The sequence below is a fragment of the Gilliamella sp. ESL0443 genome (assembly GCF_019469165.1).
Classification (GTDB): Bacteria; Pseudomonadota; Gammaproteobacteria; order Enterobacterales; family Orbaceae; genus Gilliamella; species Gilliamella apicola_E.
On sequence record NZ_CP048263.1, the window covers coordinates 1,666,208 to 1,682,835 of the forward strand.

General features: G+C 36.0%; 12 protein-coding genes. 8 read left to right on the plus strand and 4 right to left on the minus strand.

The window, feature by feature from the left end:
• Nucleotides 1-150 precede the first annotated feature (150 nt).
• Nucleotides 151-1,314: a sugar transporter gene (locus GYM76_RS07635; protein WP_220225079.1), complete on the plus strand. Its 1,164-nt coding sequence runs from the start codon at nt 151-153 to the stop codon at nt 1,312-1,314.
• Between the two features lie 21 nt (nt 1,315-1,335).
• Here GYM76_RS07635 and GYM76_RS07640 read toward each other — a convergent pair whose 3' ends face one another.
• Complete coding sequence (locus GYM76_RS07640; RefSeq protein ID WP_220225080.1) at nt 1,336-3,234, minus strand: ABC transporter ATP-binding protein; 1,899 nt, start codon at nt 3,232-3,234, stop codon at nt 1,336-1,338.
• 183 nt (nt 3,235-3,417) lie between these two features.
• On the opposite strand from GYM76_RS07640, the gene GYM76_RS07645 reads away from it, so the two are divergent.
• Nucleotides 3,418-5,574 (plus strand): phage holin family protein, encoded by a 2,157-nt coding sequence (locus GYM76_RS07645; RefSeq protein ID WP_220225081.1) that lies wholly within the window; start codon nt 3,418-3,420, stop codon nt 5,572-5,574.
• A 41-nt stretch (nt 5,575-5,615) separates the two neighbouring features.
• On the opposite strand, the gene glyA is transcribed toward GYM76_RS07645, so the two are convergent.
• Complete coding sequence (gene glyA, locus GYM76_RS07650; protein WP_220225082.1) at nt 5,616-6,872, minus strand: serine hydroxymethyltransferase; 1,257 nt, start codon at nt 6,870-6,872, stop codon at nt 5,616-5,618.
• Between the two features lie 291 nt (nt 6,873-7,163).
• Here glyA and GYM76_RS07655 point away from each other — a divergent pair, with 291 nt between their 5' ends.
• Both GYM76_RS07655 and GYM76_RS07660 read left to right on the plus strand, forming a co-directional pair.
• Entirely contained in the window at nt 7,164-7,571 is a 408-nt protein-coding gene (locus tag GYM76_RS07655) for a hypothetical protein (RefSeq protein ID WP_220225083.1), read from the plus strand.
• A 233-nt stretch (nt 7,572-7,804) separates the two neighbouring features.
• The gene (locus GYM76_RS07660; RefSeq protein WP_220225084.1) at nt 7,805-8,731 is read left to right on the plus strand and encodes a TIGR01212 family radical SAM protein; all 927 of its coding nucleotides are present in this window, start codon (nt 7,805-7,807) and stop codon (nt 8,729-8,731) included.
• 256 nt (nt 8,732-8,987) lie between these two features.
• On the opposite strand, the gene GYM76_RS07665 is transcribed toward GYM76_RS07660, so the two are convergent.
• Nucleotides 8,988-9,860 (minus strand): DMT family transporter, encoded by an 873-nt coding sequence (locus GYM76_RS07665; RefSeq protein WP_220225085.1) that lies wholly within the window; start codon nt 9,858-9,860, stop codon nt 8,988-8,990.
• A gap of 388 nt (nt 9,861-10,248) precedes the next feature.
• On the opposite strand from GYM76_RS07665, the gene GYM76_RS07670 reads away from it, so the two are divergent.
• The 3 genes from GYM76_RS07670 to GYM76_RS07680 are packed head-to-tail and all read left to right on the plus strand — an operon-like array spanning nt 10,249 to nt 13,804.
• Nucleotides 10,249-11,370: a glycosyltransferase family 4 protein gene (locus GYM76_RS07670; RefSeq protein WP_220225086.1), complete on the plus strand. Its 1,122-nt coding sequence runs from the start codon at nt 10,249-10,251 to the stop codon at nt 11,368-11,370.
• Nucleotides 11,363-12,166 (plus strand): lipopolysaccharide core heptose(I) kinase RfaP, encoded by an 804-nt coding sequence (gene rfaP / locus GYM76_RS07675; protein ID WP_220225087.1) that lies wholly within the window; start codon nt 11,363-11,365, stop codon nt 12,164-12,166. The genes GYM76_RS07670 and rfaP overlap by 8 nt, the downstream gene beginning before the upstream one ends.
• A 15-nt stretch (nt 12,167-12,181) precedes the next feature.
• On the plus strand, nt 12,182-13,804 hold the full coding sequence (locus GYM76_RS07680; protein WP_220225088.1) for a DUF2813 domain-containing protein: 1,623 nt from the start codon (nt 12,182-12,184) through the stop codon (nt 13,802-13,804).
• 61 nt (nt 13,805-13,865) lie between these two features.
• On the opposite strand, the gene ettA is transcribed toward GYM76_RS07680, so the two are convergent.
• Nucleotides 13,866-15,533 carry an energy-dependent translational throttle protein EttA gene (gene ettA, locus GYM76_RS07685; protein WP_065562273.1) on the minus strand — a complete coding sequence of 556 codons (1,668 nt, stop codon included), beginning with the start codon at nt 15,531-15,533 and terminating at the stop codon, nt 13,866-13,868.
• A gap of 225 nt (nt 15,534-15,758) precedes the next feature.
• On the opposite strand from ettA, the gene GYM76_RS07690 reads away from it, so the two are divergent.
• Nucleotides 15,759-16,610 (plus strand): YcxB family protein, encoded by an 852-nt coding sequence (locus GYM76_RS07690; RefSeq protein WP_065734239.1) that lies wholly within the window; start codon nt 15,759-15,761, stop codon nt 16,608-16,610.
• The last annotated feature ends 18 nt before the right edge of the window (nt 16,611-16,628 follow it).

A 16,628-nucleotide genomic window follows, 5' to 3' on the forward strand; every position in this document is an offset into this window, starting at 1 on the left:
TTTAGGTGGTAATATTATAATCCATTAAAGCAGTACTGTGGTTAAATGATTTAATTTGATCTTATTATTTATTTGCTTTCTCTGTTTAATCGTAAAACATATTCAGCTATAATTACACTATTAAATATCAATCCCTTCTTAAAACTAATCATGAGAAAAGTTAACCACCGGTCTCGAATCTGGTCATCGATCTTTTGCCTTGCTTTTGCTGCATTTATATTTAATACAACAGAATTTGTACCGGTTGGGTTGCTACCCAATATTGCCGAAAGTTTTTCGATGGATGTTGCTCATGCTGGGTTGTTATTAACGATTTATGCTTGGGCTGTATCGTTGTTGTCTTTGCCGTTAACGGTTTTAACGTCAAGGATGGATCGCCGAAAACTTTTGATTTTTCTGTTTTGTTTGTTTATTGGTAGCCATATCCTTGCTGGCTTTGCTTGGAGTTTTTACAGTTTAATGTTTGCGAGGATTGGTATTGCCTGCGCTCATGCTGTGTTTTGGGCTATTACTACGCCTTTAGCGGTTCGGTTAGCGCCAAATGGTAAAAAAGCTAAAGCCATGGGCTTTATTGTGGTTGGTACTTCAATGGCAACTGTTTTAGGTATTCCAATTGGAACAATGATTGGGCAACTGGTTGGCTGGCGAGTAACTTTTTTATGTATCGGTTTTATTGCTTTTTGTGTCATGTTATCGTTGCTCTACTTGTTACCCTCTGTACCAAGTTTGAACAAGATTTTAGTCAAAGATATTCCTAAAGTTCTTAAACGCCCTGTATTGCTAAATATTTATTTGTTAACGGCAATTATGATTACTGGTCATTTTACGGCTTATACTTATATTACGCCGTTTATGATCAATGTTGGCGGTTTTGATGAGCACGTGATAGTTAACTTGTTATTAGCCGTTGGTTTTTCAGGGATGATTGGTAGCGTTATTTTTGCTAGGTATGCTGATGCTCACCCTATTGCGATATTTGTTGTTCCTGCACTACTATTAATAATCTGTCTATTATCGCTTTATGTTTGTTCGTTCAGCCTTATTACCGCAATATTACAAGGGATGGTCTGGGGGCTTTCGATTACCGTTATTAGTATGGTGATGCAAAGTAAAGTAATTGATGCTGCACCTGATGCTGCCGATATTGCAACTTCGGTTTACTCCGGTATTTATAATATCGGTATTGGTGGAGGCGCTTTTGTGGGTAGCCAAGTATTAGTCTATTTGTCTACCCATTACATTGGCTTTGTCGGTGCTATTTTTGTGATTTTGACACTTATACTTTTCTGCTTTATTTCAAGAAAGACTTGGTAAATTAGCGCTCATAGTGAGCGCTTATTGTGTTAATGCTTCTAATTGTTCCCAACGTTCGAACACGGCTTCAAGTTCCGCTTCTTTATCGGCTAAAGATTGTAATATTGGGCTGGTGACTTCATGTGGTTGATTGAAGAAGTCACTATGGCCAATTTGTGCTTGTAAATCAGCAATCGCTGTTTCAAGTTCTTCAATTTTATTGGGTAACTGTGCCAATTCTCGTTGTTCGTTATAGCTTAATTTTACCTTCTTTTTTTCCGTTTTTGCTGGGTCATTTTTAACCGATTCATGACTTTTGCTATTAGTAACTTGTGCACTCATTGATTGTGCTTGCTGTTGTAATGCGTCAGTGTAACCACCAGCATATATTCCAATTCGCCCTTGATCTTCAAAAAACCAACATTGAGTCAACACGTTATCAACAAATTGTCTGTCGTGGCTAACGAGTAAAACCGTTCCTTGATAATCATTAACCAATTCTTCTAATAACTCTAACGTTTCAATATCAAGATCATTGGTTGGTTCGTCAAGTACTAATAAGTTACTTGGTTTCAAAAAGAGTTTTGCGAGTAATAGACGGTTGCGCTCTCCACCAGATAGTGCTCGTACTGGTGTTCTAGCGCGTTTTGGCGGAAAGAGGAAATCTTGTAAATAGCTAAGCACATGTCTTAAACGACCATTTACCATCACTTCTTGCTTACCTTCTGCAAGGTTATCCATCACAGTTTTTTCGGGATCGAGTTCTAGTCGATACTGGTCAAAGTAAGCAACTTCGAGTTTGGTTCCACAGTGCACACTTCCTGATGTTGGTGCTAGGCTGCCTAACATTAGTTTTAATAATGTCGTTTTACCAATACCGTTCGGTCCAATTAAAGCGATCTTATCGCCTCGTAATACTTGCACGGAAAAGTCATTAACCAGTCGTTTATCTTCAATTTGATAAGTGACATTTTCCAGCTCGAATACAATTTTTCCTGAACGTAATGCTTCTTCGATTTGCATTTTAGCGCTACCCATAACTTGGCGACGCTGTGAGTATTCTTGCCTCATGGCTTTTAGTGCTCGAACGCGTCCTTCATTACGTGTTCGACGGGCCTTGATTCCTTGGCGGATCCAGACTTCTTCTTGTGCTAATTTTTTATCAAATTCCGCATTTTGTAGCTCTTCGACGCGTAATGCCTCTTCTTTACCAAGCAAATAACTATCATAATTGCCACCCCAAGAGGCGACTTTACCGCGATCCAAATCGATAATCCGAGTCGCCATCTGCCGAATAAAAGATCGGTCATGCGATATAAACACAATGCTACCATTAAAGCTTTTTAAGAACTCTTCGAGCCATTTAATGGTTTCGATATCTAAATGGTTGGTTGGCTCGTCTAGTAATAGAACTGAAGGTTGGCAAACGAGTGCTTTTGCCAACGCCGCTTTACGTAGCCAACCACCTGATAATGATGATAATAAGGCGTCGCCATCTAACGATAGTGAAGAAATAACATTACGAATACGATTATCCAGTTGCCAACCGTTTTGGTGATCAAGCTGTTCTTGCATTTTAGCTAACTTAGATAGATTACTTTCACTTGGATCCGTTTCAACCAAATGTGATAATGCATAATAATCTTTCAATAATTGAGCTTGCTCTTTTAATCCTTCAGCTACAAAGTCAAAAACATTACCTTGAATATCTCGAGGCGGATCTTGTTGTAATCGAGAGACAACAACGTTACTTTCATAAACGATCTGACCCTCATCCAATGGAATTTCTTTGTTAAGTACTTTTAGCAGTGTTGATTTACCTGCACCATTACGACCAACAAGACAGACTCGTTCATTGATTTCAATCGACATATCAATATGGTCAAGTAGTGGTGCATCACTAAATGACAGATAAGCATTGGTAAGATTTATTAATGACATATTTTTTATTTGGATATTAAATAATAAGGCGTTATTCTATCATAAAGTTGCAATTGGCAATCAATTATAAAAGATATATTACAGCTCTTAAATATGAGCATTCCTTTTCTCTTCTAAAAATAAATACTGCTATACTTATTAATAAATTGAATAAATTAATAATATTTTAGTATGGAGGTGATTATGAGTCATACTTGGACATTTCAGCGTGTTGGTGGTTTAGATCAAGTCGTTTTAAAAAATGCCAATGACATTATCAATTTGCCCAATTTAGATCCAAAATTATGGGTCGCACTAAGTTGCCCGACTACTGGTTTAGATTTTGATCAAAGAACATTAGAGTTATTAGATTCTGATAAAGATGGACGCATCCGTATTCCTGATATTTTAGATGCGATTAGTTGGGTAAAAGATAAAATCGTCTCTTTCGATACTATTATTCAATCATCCGAAACTTTGTCGTTATCACAAATTGATGATTCAACCGAGCAAGGTAAAAAATTATTAGTTACAGCGCATAGTATTTTGGCCAATTTAAATAAAAGCCAAGCCGATTATTTGACTCAAGATGATGTCCAACAATCACTAAAAATTAATGCCAGCAAGCTCTACAATGGTGATTTGATTTTTCCACCTTCTGCTGAGTTATCGCCTGAAATGCAAAGCTTTATCCAAACAGCCATTAAGACTACTGGCGGGCAAAAAGATATGAGTGGGCGAGATGGGATAAATCTGGAAATAGCCCAAACTTTTGTTAAAAATCTAAAAAGTTGGCAAGCGTGGCAAACTAATATCAGCAATACCCAAACACCTTTTGGGGAAAATCGCTCAGAAATATGGAAATTAGTTCAAGAGCTCAAACCCAAAATTTATGATTATTTTCTTCGTGTTGAATTAGCTCAATATGCGCCTCAAGCACAAACGGCATTAAATGTTGATGAGAAATATATTGTCCCTTCTCAAAATGGATTACTTTCAGATGAAGCGCTTTCTGAACTGCCTTTATCTAAGATTGATACTAATAATTCATTGGATCTCGTTAATGGACTTAATCCACTTTGGAAAAGTAAAATCACTCGATTTAGGGCTTTAGTGGATTCTCACTTATCCGACCCAAATCATTTAACACAACAAGAGTGGCAAAATATTCAAACTAGTCTTGATGCCTACGCGACATTAATTAGTTCTAAACCCGATATAGAGCAGTTAAGTGTTGCAACTAAACCAACGGCGAGTATTGAGGATATTCCCGCCGATCAGATCACTCATTTTATCAATGATAATTTATTAGATGAATTTGAGAAAATGGTCGAGCAAGATAATAAAACGCCTATTTCAGCTTCGGATGTTTTTGTGTTAGAAAAGTTAGTACTTTTTCAAAAACATCTTTATCGTTTATTGATTAACTTTGCTTCATTTGCCGAGTTCTTCTCACTTGACCATTATGCCGCTTTTCAATTAGGCAAGCTTTATATTGATGGTCGCTGTGCTACGCTTTGTGTTGCCGTTGAAAACATCGCTAAACATTCAACAATGGCAAATTATTCAGAGCTATGTTTGCTGTATTGTGAATGTACAAGGCTAGGTCAAAAACAGACGATTGTCGCTGCCATAACCGCCGGACAAGGTGATTTATTAATGGAAGGCCGTAATGGGGTGTTTATTGATAATGCTGGTAATGATTGGGATGCTAATGTGGTCAAAATGATTAGTAAGCCAATTAGTATTCAACAAGCAATTTGGGCACCTTATCAACGTATTGGTCGATTAATCACGGAACAGATTAATAAATGGGCAAGCAATAAAGACGCAGATATTGAAAAGACCAGTACCCAAGCTGTGCAAAATCCAGAAAATAAATTTGATATTGGTAAGAGTGTTGGCATATTTGCTGCGATTGGCTTAGCAATAGGCGCGATTGGTACTGCACTTGCTACCATTTTTCAGGCTATTTTTTCTCTTTCCTGGTGGCAATTTCCATTGGTGATTTTAGGTTTATTCTTAATTATATCTGGGCCATCAGTCATTTTAGCTTGGTTAAAATTAAGAAGAAGAACACTAGGTCCATTGCTCGAAGCTTCAGGTTGGGCAATCAATGGGCAAGTAAAAATCAATTTACTCCTTGGTGGGCTACTGACCAGTAAGGCCGAATTACCAGCCAATGCTAAACGAAACTTAAGTGATCCTTTAAGAAAACGTAATAAAAAAGCACGGATAATATTTTGGTCAGCTATCTTAGTTGGTGTATTACTTGTTGGCAGTGCAGTATGGTTTAAAGATGATATTGCCAATTATGTTAAGCAGCAGCAACAAATGACTCAAAAAACAACTCAAAACTAATATTTTATAATAATTTCGCCGACATAACGTCGGCGAGAATATTAATGTTGATAAACAGGTAATCGATGACAAATTGCCAAAACTTTTTGTTTAACTGCTTGAATCGCTTGTTCATCATCAATATTATCTAATACATCACAAATCCAGTTGGCTAATTCACGAGATTCTTCTTCTTTAAAACCTCGACGAGTTATGGCTGGTGTACCAATTCGAACGCCAGATGTCACAAATGGACTTTGTGGATCATTAGGTACGCTATTTTTATTGACGGTGATATTAGCACTACCTAAAGCGGCATCAGCCTCTTTACCGGTTATCTTTTTATCAACCAAATCAATTAAGAATAAGTGATTTTTTGTTTCGCCAGACACGACTTTGTAGCCACGTTTGATAATTACATCAACCATCGCCTGAGCATTTTTAACAACTTGTTTTTGATATTCTTGATATGCTGGTTCCATCGCCTCTTTTAATGCAACTGCTTTGGCAGCAATGACATGAATTAATGGACCACCCTGTGCGCCTGGGAATACAGCTGAGTTTAATTTTTTATAAAGTTCTTCACTGCCACCTTTGGCCAAAATAAGTCCACCACGAGGTCCGCCAAGCGTTTTGTGCGTTGTGGTTGTCACTACATGCGCAAATGGGACAGGATTTGGATAAACCCCTGCTGCGACTAAGCCGGCCACGTGTGCCATATCCACAAATAAGAAAGCGCCTACACTATCAGCAATCTCACGCATACGCTTCCAATCAATCACGCCAGAATAAGCTGAAAAACCACCTATGATCATTTTTGGTTTTGACTCTAAGGCCGTTTTCGCCAATTGGTCATAATCAATATGTCCAGTTTCGTCAACGCCATAAGCAACCACATTATAGAGTTTACCGGAAAAACTAACTGGTGAACCATGAGTTAAATGACCACCTTGCGATAAATTCATACCTAACACAGTATCGCCCGGTTTTAACAATGCCATATAAACAGCAAAATTCGCTTGTGATCCTGAATGTGGTTGTACATTGGCATAATCTGCACCAAATAACGCTTTGGCTCGTTCAATCGCTAATTGCTCAACAATATCAACATATTCACAACCGCCATAATAACGCTTACCTGGATAGCCTTCAGCATATTTGTTAGTTAATTGAGTACCCTGTGCCTGCATCACTCTTGGACTGGTATAGTTTTCGGAGGCAATTAATTCGAGATGATCTTCTTGACGTTGCTCTTCACCCTTAATGGCGTCCCATAATTCCTTATCATAATCGGCAATAGTCATTTCTTTACTAAACATATTGACTCCTTGTTTTTGGATTACATTGACTTTTTGACTTAATTATTGTTTTCAAGTATGGAAAACAGCATAACGAATATCCTTACTTAATCAGCCAACGATTTCAATCCTTTTTTTGAATTATAAAAAATATTTATAGTAAAGCAGAAGATCGCAATTATTGTTTTTTAGCCAGTTAATAAAAAATCAAACAACTTGTAAAAGTATCAGGACTAGACAAAAAAACGCTTTTTTTTTAATTAAATTTTTTGAATAATATTGGAAATTTGTCTTACCGAGTCTATTAACGCTATGAAAACGATTTGCCGCATAATAAGTTTTATTATTTGTATTTTATTCAGTCAGATAGCTACTGCCTCTTTCCAAAATCTCTGTTTGCTAACCGGGACATTATTAGAAGATCCACAACACGGTATTTTTTCTATTGGCGAAGGCGAACAGGAACATGAAAAAAGTATATTTGATATCAAGGTGTTAATTACCAAATCGGAAAAGAGGGGGCGCGCAGATCATGGTTGTTTTTTACCCAATGATAAACCTTACGAGTTAGAAGTAGGATTAGAAAAAGCCTTTCAATTACGCAATTATAAAAAAGGTGATCAGGTCGAATTAATACAATATGAAAGAGATATCCAAGATTGGAAAGATGATAGTAAGGTAGAAACTGAAACATCTTATTTTCTAGGTACAGAAAAATAAAAAGATTAGATTACTCGTATAATTTTCTCAGTATTAAGCTTTGAAAATATTGCGATTCTAAAAATCATCAATAAAACTTATTACGGCATAATGTGTTACACCATAGTGTTCGTTTCAAAACATCTTAAAGAAAAGCCGACTAAAGTTACGTTAATTGTATATAAAAATTTATCATCGGTTGAATTTAACTCATTCGCTTCGTAAAATAGGCAAAATTTTATTTTTGGCTGATTATGCAACTTCATTTAGTGGTCAATACGTTTGGTGCTGACCTGCAACGCCGTTATGGCGAAAAAATCTATAAACTCACCTTACATGGCGGTTTTAGCTGTCCTAATCGGGACGGAACTATCGGTGTAGGCGGTTGCACCTTTTGTAATGTCGCATCGATTATCGATGAGTCGATTCAAGTCAAAACCATTTCACAGCAACTTGCCCAACAGGCGCATCAGATGAAAAAATCTAAGCGCTATCTTGCTTATTTTCAGGCTTATACCAGTACTTATGCCGAAGTCGAAATACTCAAAAATATGTATGAAGAAGCACTTAATAATGCCGATATTGTTGGACTTTGTGTTGGTACTCGCCCTGATTGTGTGCCGGATGAAGCGCTGGATTTACTTGCCAGTTATCATGCCAAAGGCTTTGAAGTTTGGCTGGAGCTTGGCTTACAAACCGCTCATGATAAAACCTTACACAGTATTAATCGTGGACATACGTTCGATGTTTATCACCAAACCGTTCAAAAGGCGCGTAGACTTGGTATAAAAGTTTGTACTCACTTAATTATTGGTCTACCTAAAGAAACTAAGCAAGATAATTTAATTACGCTAGATTGTGTTTTAAATAGCGGTGTTGATGGTTTAAAACTACATCCACTACATATTGTAGAAGGTAGTATTATGGCTAAAGCATGGCGTGCAGGTCGGCTTGATGTATTGTCCTTAGAGCAGTATGTCGATATTGCTGGTGATATTATTCGGCAAACCCCTGCCAATATTTTATACCACCGTATCTCCGCCAATGCCCGCAAACCCACCCTACTTGCCCCTGATTGGTGCGAAAACCATTGGCAATCGATGAATGCGGTTGATAATAATTTACGCCAATTTGGTGCGCAAGGTAGTGCAATTAATGACACTTATCACTTTGAGTTATAATATTGCTATAGCCTAACTTTGCTATCAATCATTTAGTTGCAACTTGCTATAAATTAATTACCTAAAAAGTGTAGATAAAACAGGATTCAATCATAGTAGATAAGGATTGACTTTGATAAGTGTTAAAACCATTCAAAGTCAATCGATGTCTGAATCAAAAAATCAAGTTAACCTTTTGTTGAAGTAACTATTTATTGATTGTCTCTATTTTTGTCGCTCTTTATCCACTTTTTAAAAACATTGACAGGTAATTTTGTTATAGCAAACCCACACAACATAATGATTGTACAAATGATGAAGTTAGTTGAAATGATTTTATGCTCATAAATCGATGAAAAAAAATAGCAACGACCGGGAAAATAATAAAAATAAATGACAATACTACCGGGCTCATTCGTTTTAATAAAAAGAAATAAGCAATAAAGCCAAATACGGATGCAAAAATACCGAGATAAATTAATGCTAACCAGCTATTTAACGAGATAGTTTGAAAATTCTTTTCTTCAAAAGTAAAACTCAACAAACAAAGTGCGATACCCGCAACGCCTATCGGTAGAGTATTGAAGGTAAATACATTTATACCTTCGCCAGCTTTTTTGGAGTAAACATATAAAAAACCATGCATCAATGCCGCTAACAGTATTGATATTACGCCCCAAAAATCGCTATAGGAAAGAATAAAACCTTCAGAGATTAAAATGTACATCAAACATAAAAATCCCACTGTAATACCTATTACCTGATTTATATATATTTTATCTTTTAAGATTATCTTAGCGAAAATAATTGAAAAAATCGGCATAGTGCTAAATAACAATGAGGTTAAACCTGACGATACATATTGTTCACCAAAACTAATTAAATAATAAGGAATGGTAAAATAAAATAACGTTAATAGTAGAAAAAAATGGAATGATTTTCGAGGAAACAGTATTGGTGATTTAGCAATAATTGTAATTAATACTAAAAAAGGAAATGCGATAACAAAGCGCAGACCTGCGGCTAACAAAGGGTTAACAGTTTCAACGGCAATTTTTATTCCAATCCATGTCGTTCCCCATGTGAAGCACACAACGAGAAAGAGAAATAAAATAACATATTTGTTATTAAAAAAAATGTCCTTATTCATACTAATCTTCTCTTATCCATTAATAAAAACTAAGTTTGCTAATATAATATAAAATATAGGTTTTTGTAAGCTTATAAAAAATATTGTTAGATTCTCTTCAGAAAAATAGTTTTAGCTATGAATTTACTTTGATATAAAGTGCTTTGAACATGTCTAAAACAATCATTTATTTTTTAGTTCTTTTAATATTGTTAATAAAAAATGAAAAGATAATTATTTGCGATTCTAACCGTTAAAATCGCTTTTAGATTCTATTTAGTTTTTACTATTTCACTCTTAAATACTGGAATTTATAAATAGTCTTAACCATCCTTGTAGGCAAAATCAAGCTTTGCGCATCAATCAAGAGTGAGTATATAATATTCCTTTCTGACTTGAGGCAATCTAGATGCAACTAGCTTTTTGTATTTATAAATATTTCCCTTTTGGCGGGTTACAACGTGATTTCTTGCAAATTGCTACCGCTTGCCAAGCTCGTGGACATCAGATCCGTGTTTATGTATTGGACTGGCAAGGTGATAAACCAGCTGGGATTGATATTATTATCGTGCCCCAAAAAGGATTCTCTAACCATAGCCGAAATCAAGCCTATTATCATTGGGTGAAGGCTCACATACAAGCTAATCCAGTAAACTGTGTGGTGGGTTTTAATAAAATGCCTGATTTGGATGTCTATTTTGCTGGAGATACTTGTTTTGCTGAAAAAGTCGCTCATAAAGGCTTTTTTTATAGATTATCGAAACGTTGCAAGCACTATTTAGCATTTGAAAATTCAGTATTTTCGCGAAGTTCACAAACTAAAATCATGGTGCTAACTAAGCAACAAATTCAAGATTTTAAGAATCACTATCATACCCAAGATGAGCGATTTTTTTTATTACCCCCAGGGATTGCTTTAGATCGAAAATATTGTGCTGATAGCCCCAAAAAACGTGAACAATTTCGACAAGCTAATCAAATTAGCTTAGATGATTTTGTAATTGTGCAAATTGGGTCAGATTTTAAACGTAAGGGGGTTGACCGTTCTTTGAGAGCTATTGCAGCTTTACCCGATGCGCTTAGGCAGAAAGTTAGCTATCTGGTCGTAGGACAGGATAATCCTGAACCTTATCAGAAGTTAGCCGATGACTTAGGCATTAGTAAACAAGTGCGTTTTTTCTCCGGTCGTAATGATATTCCTGATTTTCTATTTTCAGCCGATCTCTTGTTGCATCCGGCAAGGCAAGAAGCCGCAGGCATGGTATTGATTGAAGCTTTAGCGGCTGGGGTACCGGTGATTGTGTCGGATATTTCTGGGTATGCTTATCATATCAGCCAAGCTAATGCCGGCATTGTGCTGCCAGAACCTTATGATCAAAGCACATTGAATCAAGCGTTAGAACGGTCTATTAGTGATAAGGAGCAATGGGGTAATTGGCATAATCATGCGATTGCTTATGGTGATAGTGAAGATTTATATCATCTAGCACAACGCGCAGCAGACATTATTTTAGGATGTCGTTATGAATGAAATCAAACTAAAATCACCCTTTAAAGAGTTATGGTTAGGTAAAGACCCATTCACTGAAGTTGAATTAATTTCAGGTAAAGTTTATCGTGCGGTTAAACAAAGAAAAACCCTTAATTTTGAGTTGGATGGTGAATCTTATTTTATTAAAATTCATCGTGGCAGCACGGTTAAAGAGATTGTAAAAAACCTTATTTCTTTACGTTTGCCAGTTCTAGATGCTAAACAAGAGTGGGATGCAATTCATCGTTTAGAGCAAGTTGGTGTTAATACGATGGATGGGCGCGCTTTTGGGCGCAAGGGATTAAATCCGCTTACTCGGCATTCGTTTATTATTACTAAAGATCTTAATCCAACCATTAGTTTAGAGGATTTTACTCGACCATGGTTAGACAATCCACCTAGCTATCATTTAAAACGTTCGTTAACTATTTATTTAGCTAATATGACCGCTAAAATGCACGGCGCGGGTGTGAATCACCGTGATTGTTATTTGTGTCATTTTTTGTTGGATTTACCGTTATATGAAAATAGTGAAGAAATAAAACTTTCTGTAATTGATCTTCATCGAGCACAAACACGTGATAAAGTCCCGACGCGTTGGCGTGATAAAGATTTAATTGGACTTTACTTTTCATCAATTAATATTGGGCTAACTCAGCGAGATATTTGGCGTTTTTTAAGAACCTATTTTAATAAACCCATTAAAGCCATTGTACGTGATGAGCATAAGTTAATTGATAGTGCTAAGCGTAAAGCTGAGCGCATTGCGAAACGAACTGAAAAGTACCAACTTTAACCATAAGGATATGTCATGTTTATTGAACAAATTGATATCAAAGGGTTTAGAGGAATTAAGCAACTTTCGTTAAAACTTAACGCTAAATCAAGCGTTCTAATTGGTGAAAATCAATGGGGGAAATCCAGTTTACTTAGTGCGTTAAAGTTGCTAACTCTAGATAATAAGTTTTATCAGTTTGTCGATTCAGATTTCTATTATGATAATGATGATGGTAATCATATCTCAATAAATGTTGTCTATTGTGAATCCTATCCAAATCAATTAAATGAACAAGCTTATCAACCTTTGCAAGCCGTTAGCTATAGCTCGCAGTTAGATAATTTATATCGAATTACTTACCAAATGAGTGCTCAAAAAAGTGTTGATAGTATTATCACTGAGCATCATTTGTTAAATGAGCACGGACAGTTGTTAAAATTAGATGATTCTAAGTTATTAATTGCTATTTTAATTAATTTGAATCCAGTGATGCCGCTTAAAAATTCGATTAATGCTAAAGATTTACCTGTTACTAATCAACCTTTATCACAACACTTTATTGACCAGCTTTCCGAACAGTTAAAAGCCCATTCAGAGCAATTGAGCCAAGCTGAACTTAATCGAGGATTACAAGCTGCTCGTTCATTATTAGAATACTATTTTGTTGATTATCAACAACGTTCTAATTATAAAAAAATGGCGCAGAAAAATAGTCCAAAAGTAGAAGATTGGAATTCTCTTGAGCGCATCAATAATATTTTGGATGATTTGAATAATGATTATTTACGTACTGCCCTTTTAGGTATATTTGGTTCTATTGTTAATGCTAAGGGTGATAATCCACTATCACACAGCTCTGTGCCTATTTTAATTTTGGAAGAGCCAGAAAGTCAGCTACACCCAATTATTTTATCGGTTGGCTTTCGATTATTGAAAAATTTACCCGCTCAAAAAATTATTACCTCTAATTCAAGTGATTTGGTGTCGTTATTTCCTTTGGAGAGTATTTATCGATTAATCCGACTTCCAGATCAAATTGTCACTAAGTACATTTCACCTCATTCATTGAGTGTTGCCGATAGTCGACGCATTTTGTTCCATGTCCTTTATCGACGCCCTATAGCCCTATTTGCCCGTTGTTGGTTACTGGTTGAGGGTGAAACTGAAGTGTGGTTATTAAGAGAGCTCGCAGAACAAAGTGGTTATCACTTAAGTTCGGAAGGAATTCAATTGTTAGAATTTGCGCAATGTGGTTTAAAACCATTAATCCATTATGCAAATAAAATGGGCATTCGTTGGTACGTGATTACTGATGGCGATATGGCTGGAAAAAAATATGCCGAAACCGTGCAATCACAATGTGCTCCAGGTGAAAATCTAAACGATTATATTACTGTATTACCCGCGCGTGATATTGAAAACTTTTTATTCAAACATGGCTTTAGTCATGTCTATAAATTAGCTGCTTATAATACCGTTGCTCATATTGATATGTCGGTACCCAAAATTATTCAAAAGGCGATCCATAAAAGTTCAAAACCAGATTTGGCTATTGCAGTGTGTGATGATGCTAAAGCTAGAGGTATTATAGCAATTCCAAGATTATTAACCGATACTTTTGCTAAGTTGGTTAAGACATCTAAATCCTTGCTTTAAATTTTTATTGATTAGAGATTGATAAATCCGCCGATAACTTTCGGCGGAATAATTTATGAAGTTATTTTGTAATTCGTTTATATTTGGCTCGTTTAGGTTCAAGTGCCTCCGCGCCTAAAGTCCGTTTTTTCCACTCTTCATATTCGGTAAAGTTACCTTCAAAGAACTCAACATGCCCTTCGTCTTGGTAATCGAGAATATGAGTTGCAATGCGGTCTAAGAACCAACGGTCATGCGAAATGACTAATGCACAGCCCGGAAACTCTAATAACGCATTTTCAAGCGCTCGCAGTGTTTCAACATCAAGGTCATTGGTTGGCTCATCGAGTAATAGTACATTACCACCAACTTGAAGTAATTTAGCTAAATGCACCCGACCACGTTCACCACCAGACAATTCACCAACTCGTTTTTGTTGATCCACACCTTTAAAATTAAAGCGACCAACATAAGCACGGCTTGGGATTTCGAAGTTACCAATACGCATGATGTCTTGTCCATTTGAAATTTCATCCCAAACAGTCTTATTATCATCCATACTGTCACGGAATTGATCGACAGAGGCAAGTTGTACGGTATCACCTAATGTGATAGTTCCTGAATCTGGTTGTTCTTTACCCGATAGCATTCTAAATAGCGTCGATTTACCCGCACCATTTGGACCAATGATCCCAACAATCGCCCCTTTAGGAATACTAAATGAGAGATTATCGATTAATACTCGATCGCCATATGATTTAGTTAAATTAGCGACTTCAATGACTTTATCACCTAAACGTTGCCCAGGCGGAATAAAGAGTTCATTGGTCTCATTACGTTTTTGGTAATCGTTGCTATTAAGCTCTTCAAAACGCGCTAAACGAGCCTTGCTTTTTGCTTGGCGACCTTTTGGATTTTGACGCACCCATTCAAGCTCTTTTTCAATCGATTTACGGCGAGCTGATTCGGTTGCCGCTTCTTGCGCTAATCGCTGATCTTTCTGTTCAAGCCAAGATGAATAATTACCTTCCCATGGAATACCTTCACCACGGTCTAGCTCTAAAATCCAACCAGCAACATTGTCTAAGAAATAACGGTCATGGGTTACAGCGACCACCGTGCCTTCATAGTCATGTAAAAAGCGTTCTAACCATGCGACAGATTCAGCATCTAAATGGTTAGTCGGTTCGTCAATTAATAACATGTCTGGTTTTTCCAACAATAACTGACAAATCGCCACTCGACGGCGTTCACCACCCGATAAATTTTCGATTTTTGCATCCCAATCAGGCAAGCGTAGTGCATCAGCAGCTCGTTCTAATTGATTATCCAGATTATGCGCATCTTGCGATTGTATAATGGCTTCAAGTTCGGCTTGTTCTTTGGCTAATTTGTCAAAATCAGCATCTGGATCAGCATAAGCCGCATAAACTTCATCTAAACGAGCCAATGCTTTTTTGGCATCACCAACGGCTTGCTCAATAGCTTCACGTACAGTTTGCTTAGGATCAAGTTTAGGTTCTTGCGGTAAATAACCTATTTTTATGTCCGGCTGTGGACGAGCTTCACCTTCAATTTCGGTATCCACTCCTGCCATAATTCGTAGTAATGTCGATTTACCTGCCCCATTTAAGCCAAGAACACCAATTTTGGCACCGGGGAAAAAACTTAATGAGATATCTTTTAAAATATAACGTTTAGGAGGAACAATCTTCCCAACACGATTCATGGTATAAACATATTGCGCCATAAAACATCATCCGTTTGTTAAATTAATCATAGCCAAGTTAATTTTACTTGCTATAAAAGTCATGCCGTATATTGTAACGATTCTGTCAATGGGGTCTAGGGTTATTTGTCGAATTGATTAGATTTATTCACTGTCGGTTTTGTTTTTTACATACAATTTACTCAGTTTTATATATAATCAATTAAATTGACAGTATTAGTGATAAAGACCATTTTAGGAGCAAGGATGAGTAATATCACCGTTAATTGCCACATTGATCGACAATATTTAGTCGATACTTATTACGCACTGCTAGATTGTTTAGATAATGATTTTGCAGAACAATTAGATGATTCGATTGCTGATAATATGCGTAATTTTACCTTCACCTTCGATAATGAAAAAATAGTACAGCTAAATAGAGATAAAAACGAAGTCAGTACTTTCTATTACTCTGATTTGTATCAAATAAAAGAAACCACAACTGGATTATTTTTTTTTAGTAATAAGATTATTTTTGAATTTGTTCGTTATGATCTTTTTCAACCGGATGAGTTACTGCTGCTAAAAGATTATCTGGCTCCTTATTTAAACAAAAACCAACAACCCGAAATAGCAACGGTAAATTATCAATTTGACTATCAAAAAGTATATGCTTTTATTTGTTATCAATTTCGAAATTCAAGAAAAAGGATGTTTATTTTATCTACTATCCTTTTATTTTTGAGTTTGTTGCTATTTCCAAAAAATCCTACTTTATCAGTACTAATTTTCATACTGCCTATTTTATTACTTACCTTATTTTTGGCTAATTTTAAAAAACAATCAAAAAAGCAGGTTTTAACATTGAATGAACGCTTTGGCAGTATGACCTGTATTTTTTATGATGATCATCTAACATTCAATTACAAAAAAACAGTTGGATCTTTTAATATTAACTATGCTGAATTTCATAAAATAGATAAAACATCAAAAGGTTATGTGTTTTTCATACAAGAGAGTTCGGGGTATTACTTTTTTTATAACGAGTTTAGTTTAGAACAACAACAAGCGCTGGAAGAGAAACTGAAACACTATAAAAATTATTCAGTGAAATAAAAACATACCTTTTTTACT

Bases quoted from the DNA above. Each gene is read 5' to 3' on its own strand.
- GYM76_RS07635 (WP_220225079.1), top strand. From the start codon at position 151: ATGAGAAAAGTTAACCACCGGTCTCGAATCTGGTCATCGATCTTTTGC.
- GYM76_RS07640 (WP_220225080.1), bottom strand. From the start codon at position 3,234: ATGTCATTAATAAATCTTACCAATGCTTATCTGTCATTTAGTGATGCA.
- GYM76_RS07645 (WP_220225081.1), top strand. From the start codon at position 3,418: ATGAGTCATACTTGGACATTTCAGCGTGTTGGTGGTTTAGATCAAGTC.
- glyA (WP_220225082.1), bottom strand. From the start codon at position 6,872: ATGTTTAGTAAAGAAATGACTATTGCCGATTATGATAAGGAATTATGG.
- GYM76_RS07655 (WP_220225083.1), top strand. From the start codon at position 7,164: ATGAAAACGATTTGCCGCATAATAAGTTTTATTATTTGTATTTTATTC.
- GYM76_RS07660 (WP_220225084.1), top strand. From the start codon at position 7,805: ATGCAACTTCATTTAGTGGTCAATACGTTTGGTGCTGACCTGCAACGC.
- GYM76_RS07665 (WP_220225085.1), bottom strand. From the start codon at position 9,860: ATGAATAAGGACATTTTTTTTAATAACAAATATGTTATTTTATTTCTC.
- GYM76_RS07670 (WP_220225086.1), top strand. From the start codon at position 10,249: ATGCAACTAGCTTTTTGTATTTATAAATATTTCCCTTTTGGCGGGTTA.
- rfaP (WP_220225087.1), top strand. From the start codon at position 11,363: ATGAATGAAATCAAACTAAAATCACCCTTTAAAGAGTTATGGTTAGGT.
- GYM76_RS07680 (WP_220225088.1), top strand. From the start codon at position 12,182: ATGTTTATTGAACAAATTGATATCAAAGGGTTTAGAGGAATTAAGCAA.
- ettA (WP_065562273.1), bottom strand. From the start codon at position 15,533: ATGGCGCAATATGTTTATACCATGAATCGTGTTGGGAAGATTGTTCCT.
- GYM76_RS07690 (WP_065734239.1), top strand. From the start codon at position 15,759: ATGAGTAATATCACCGTTAATTGCCACATTGATCGACAATATTTAGTC.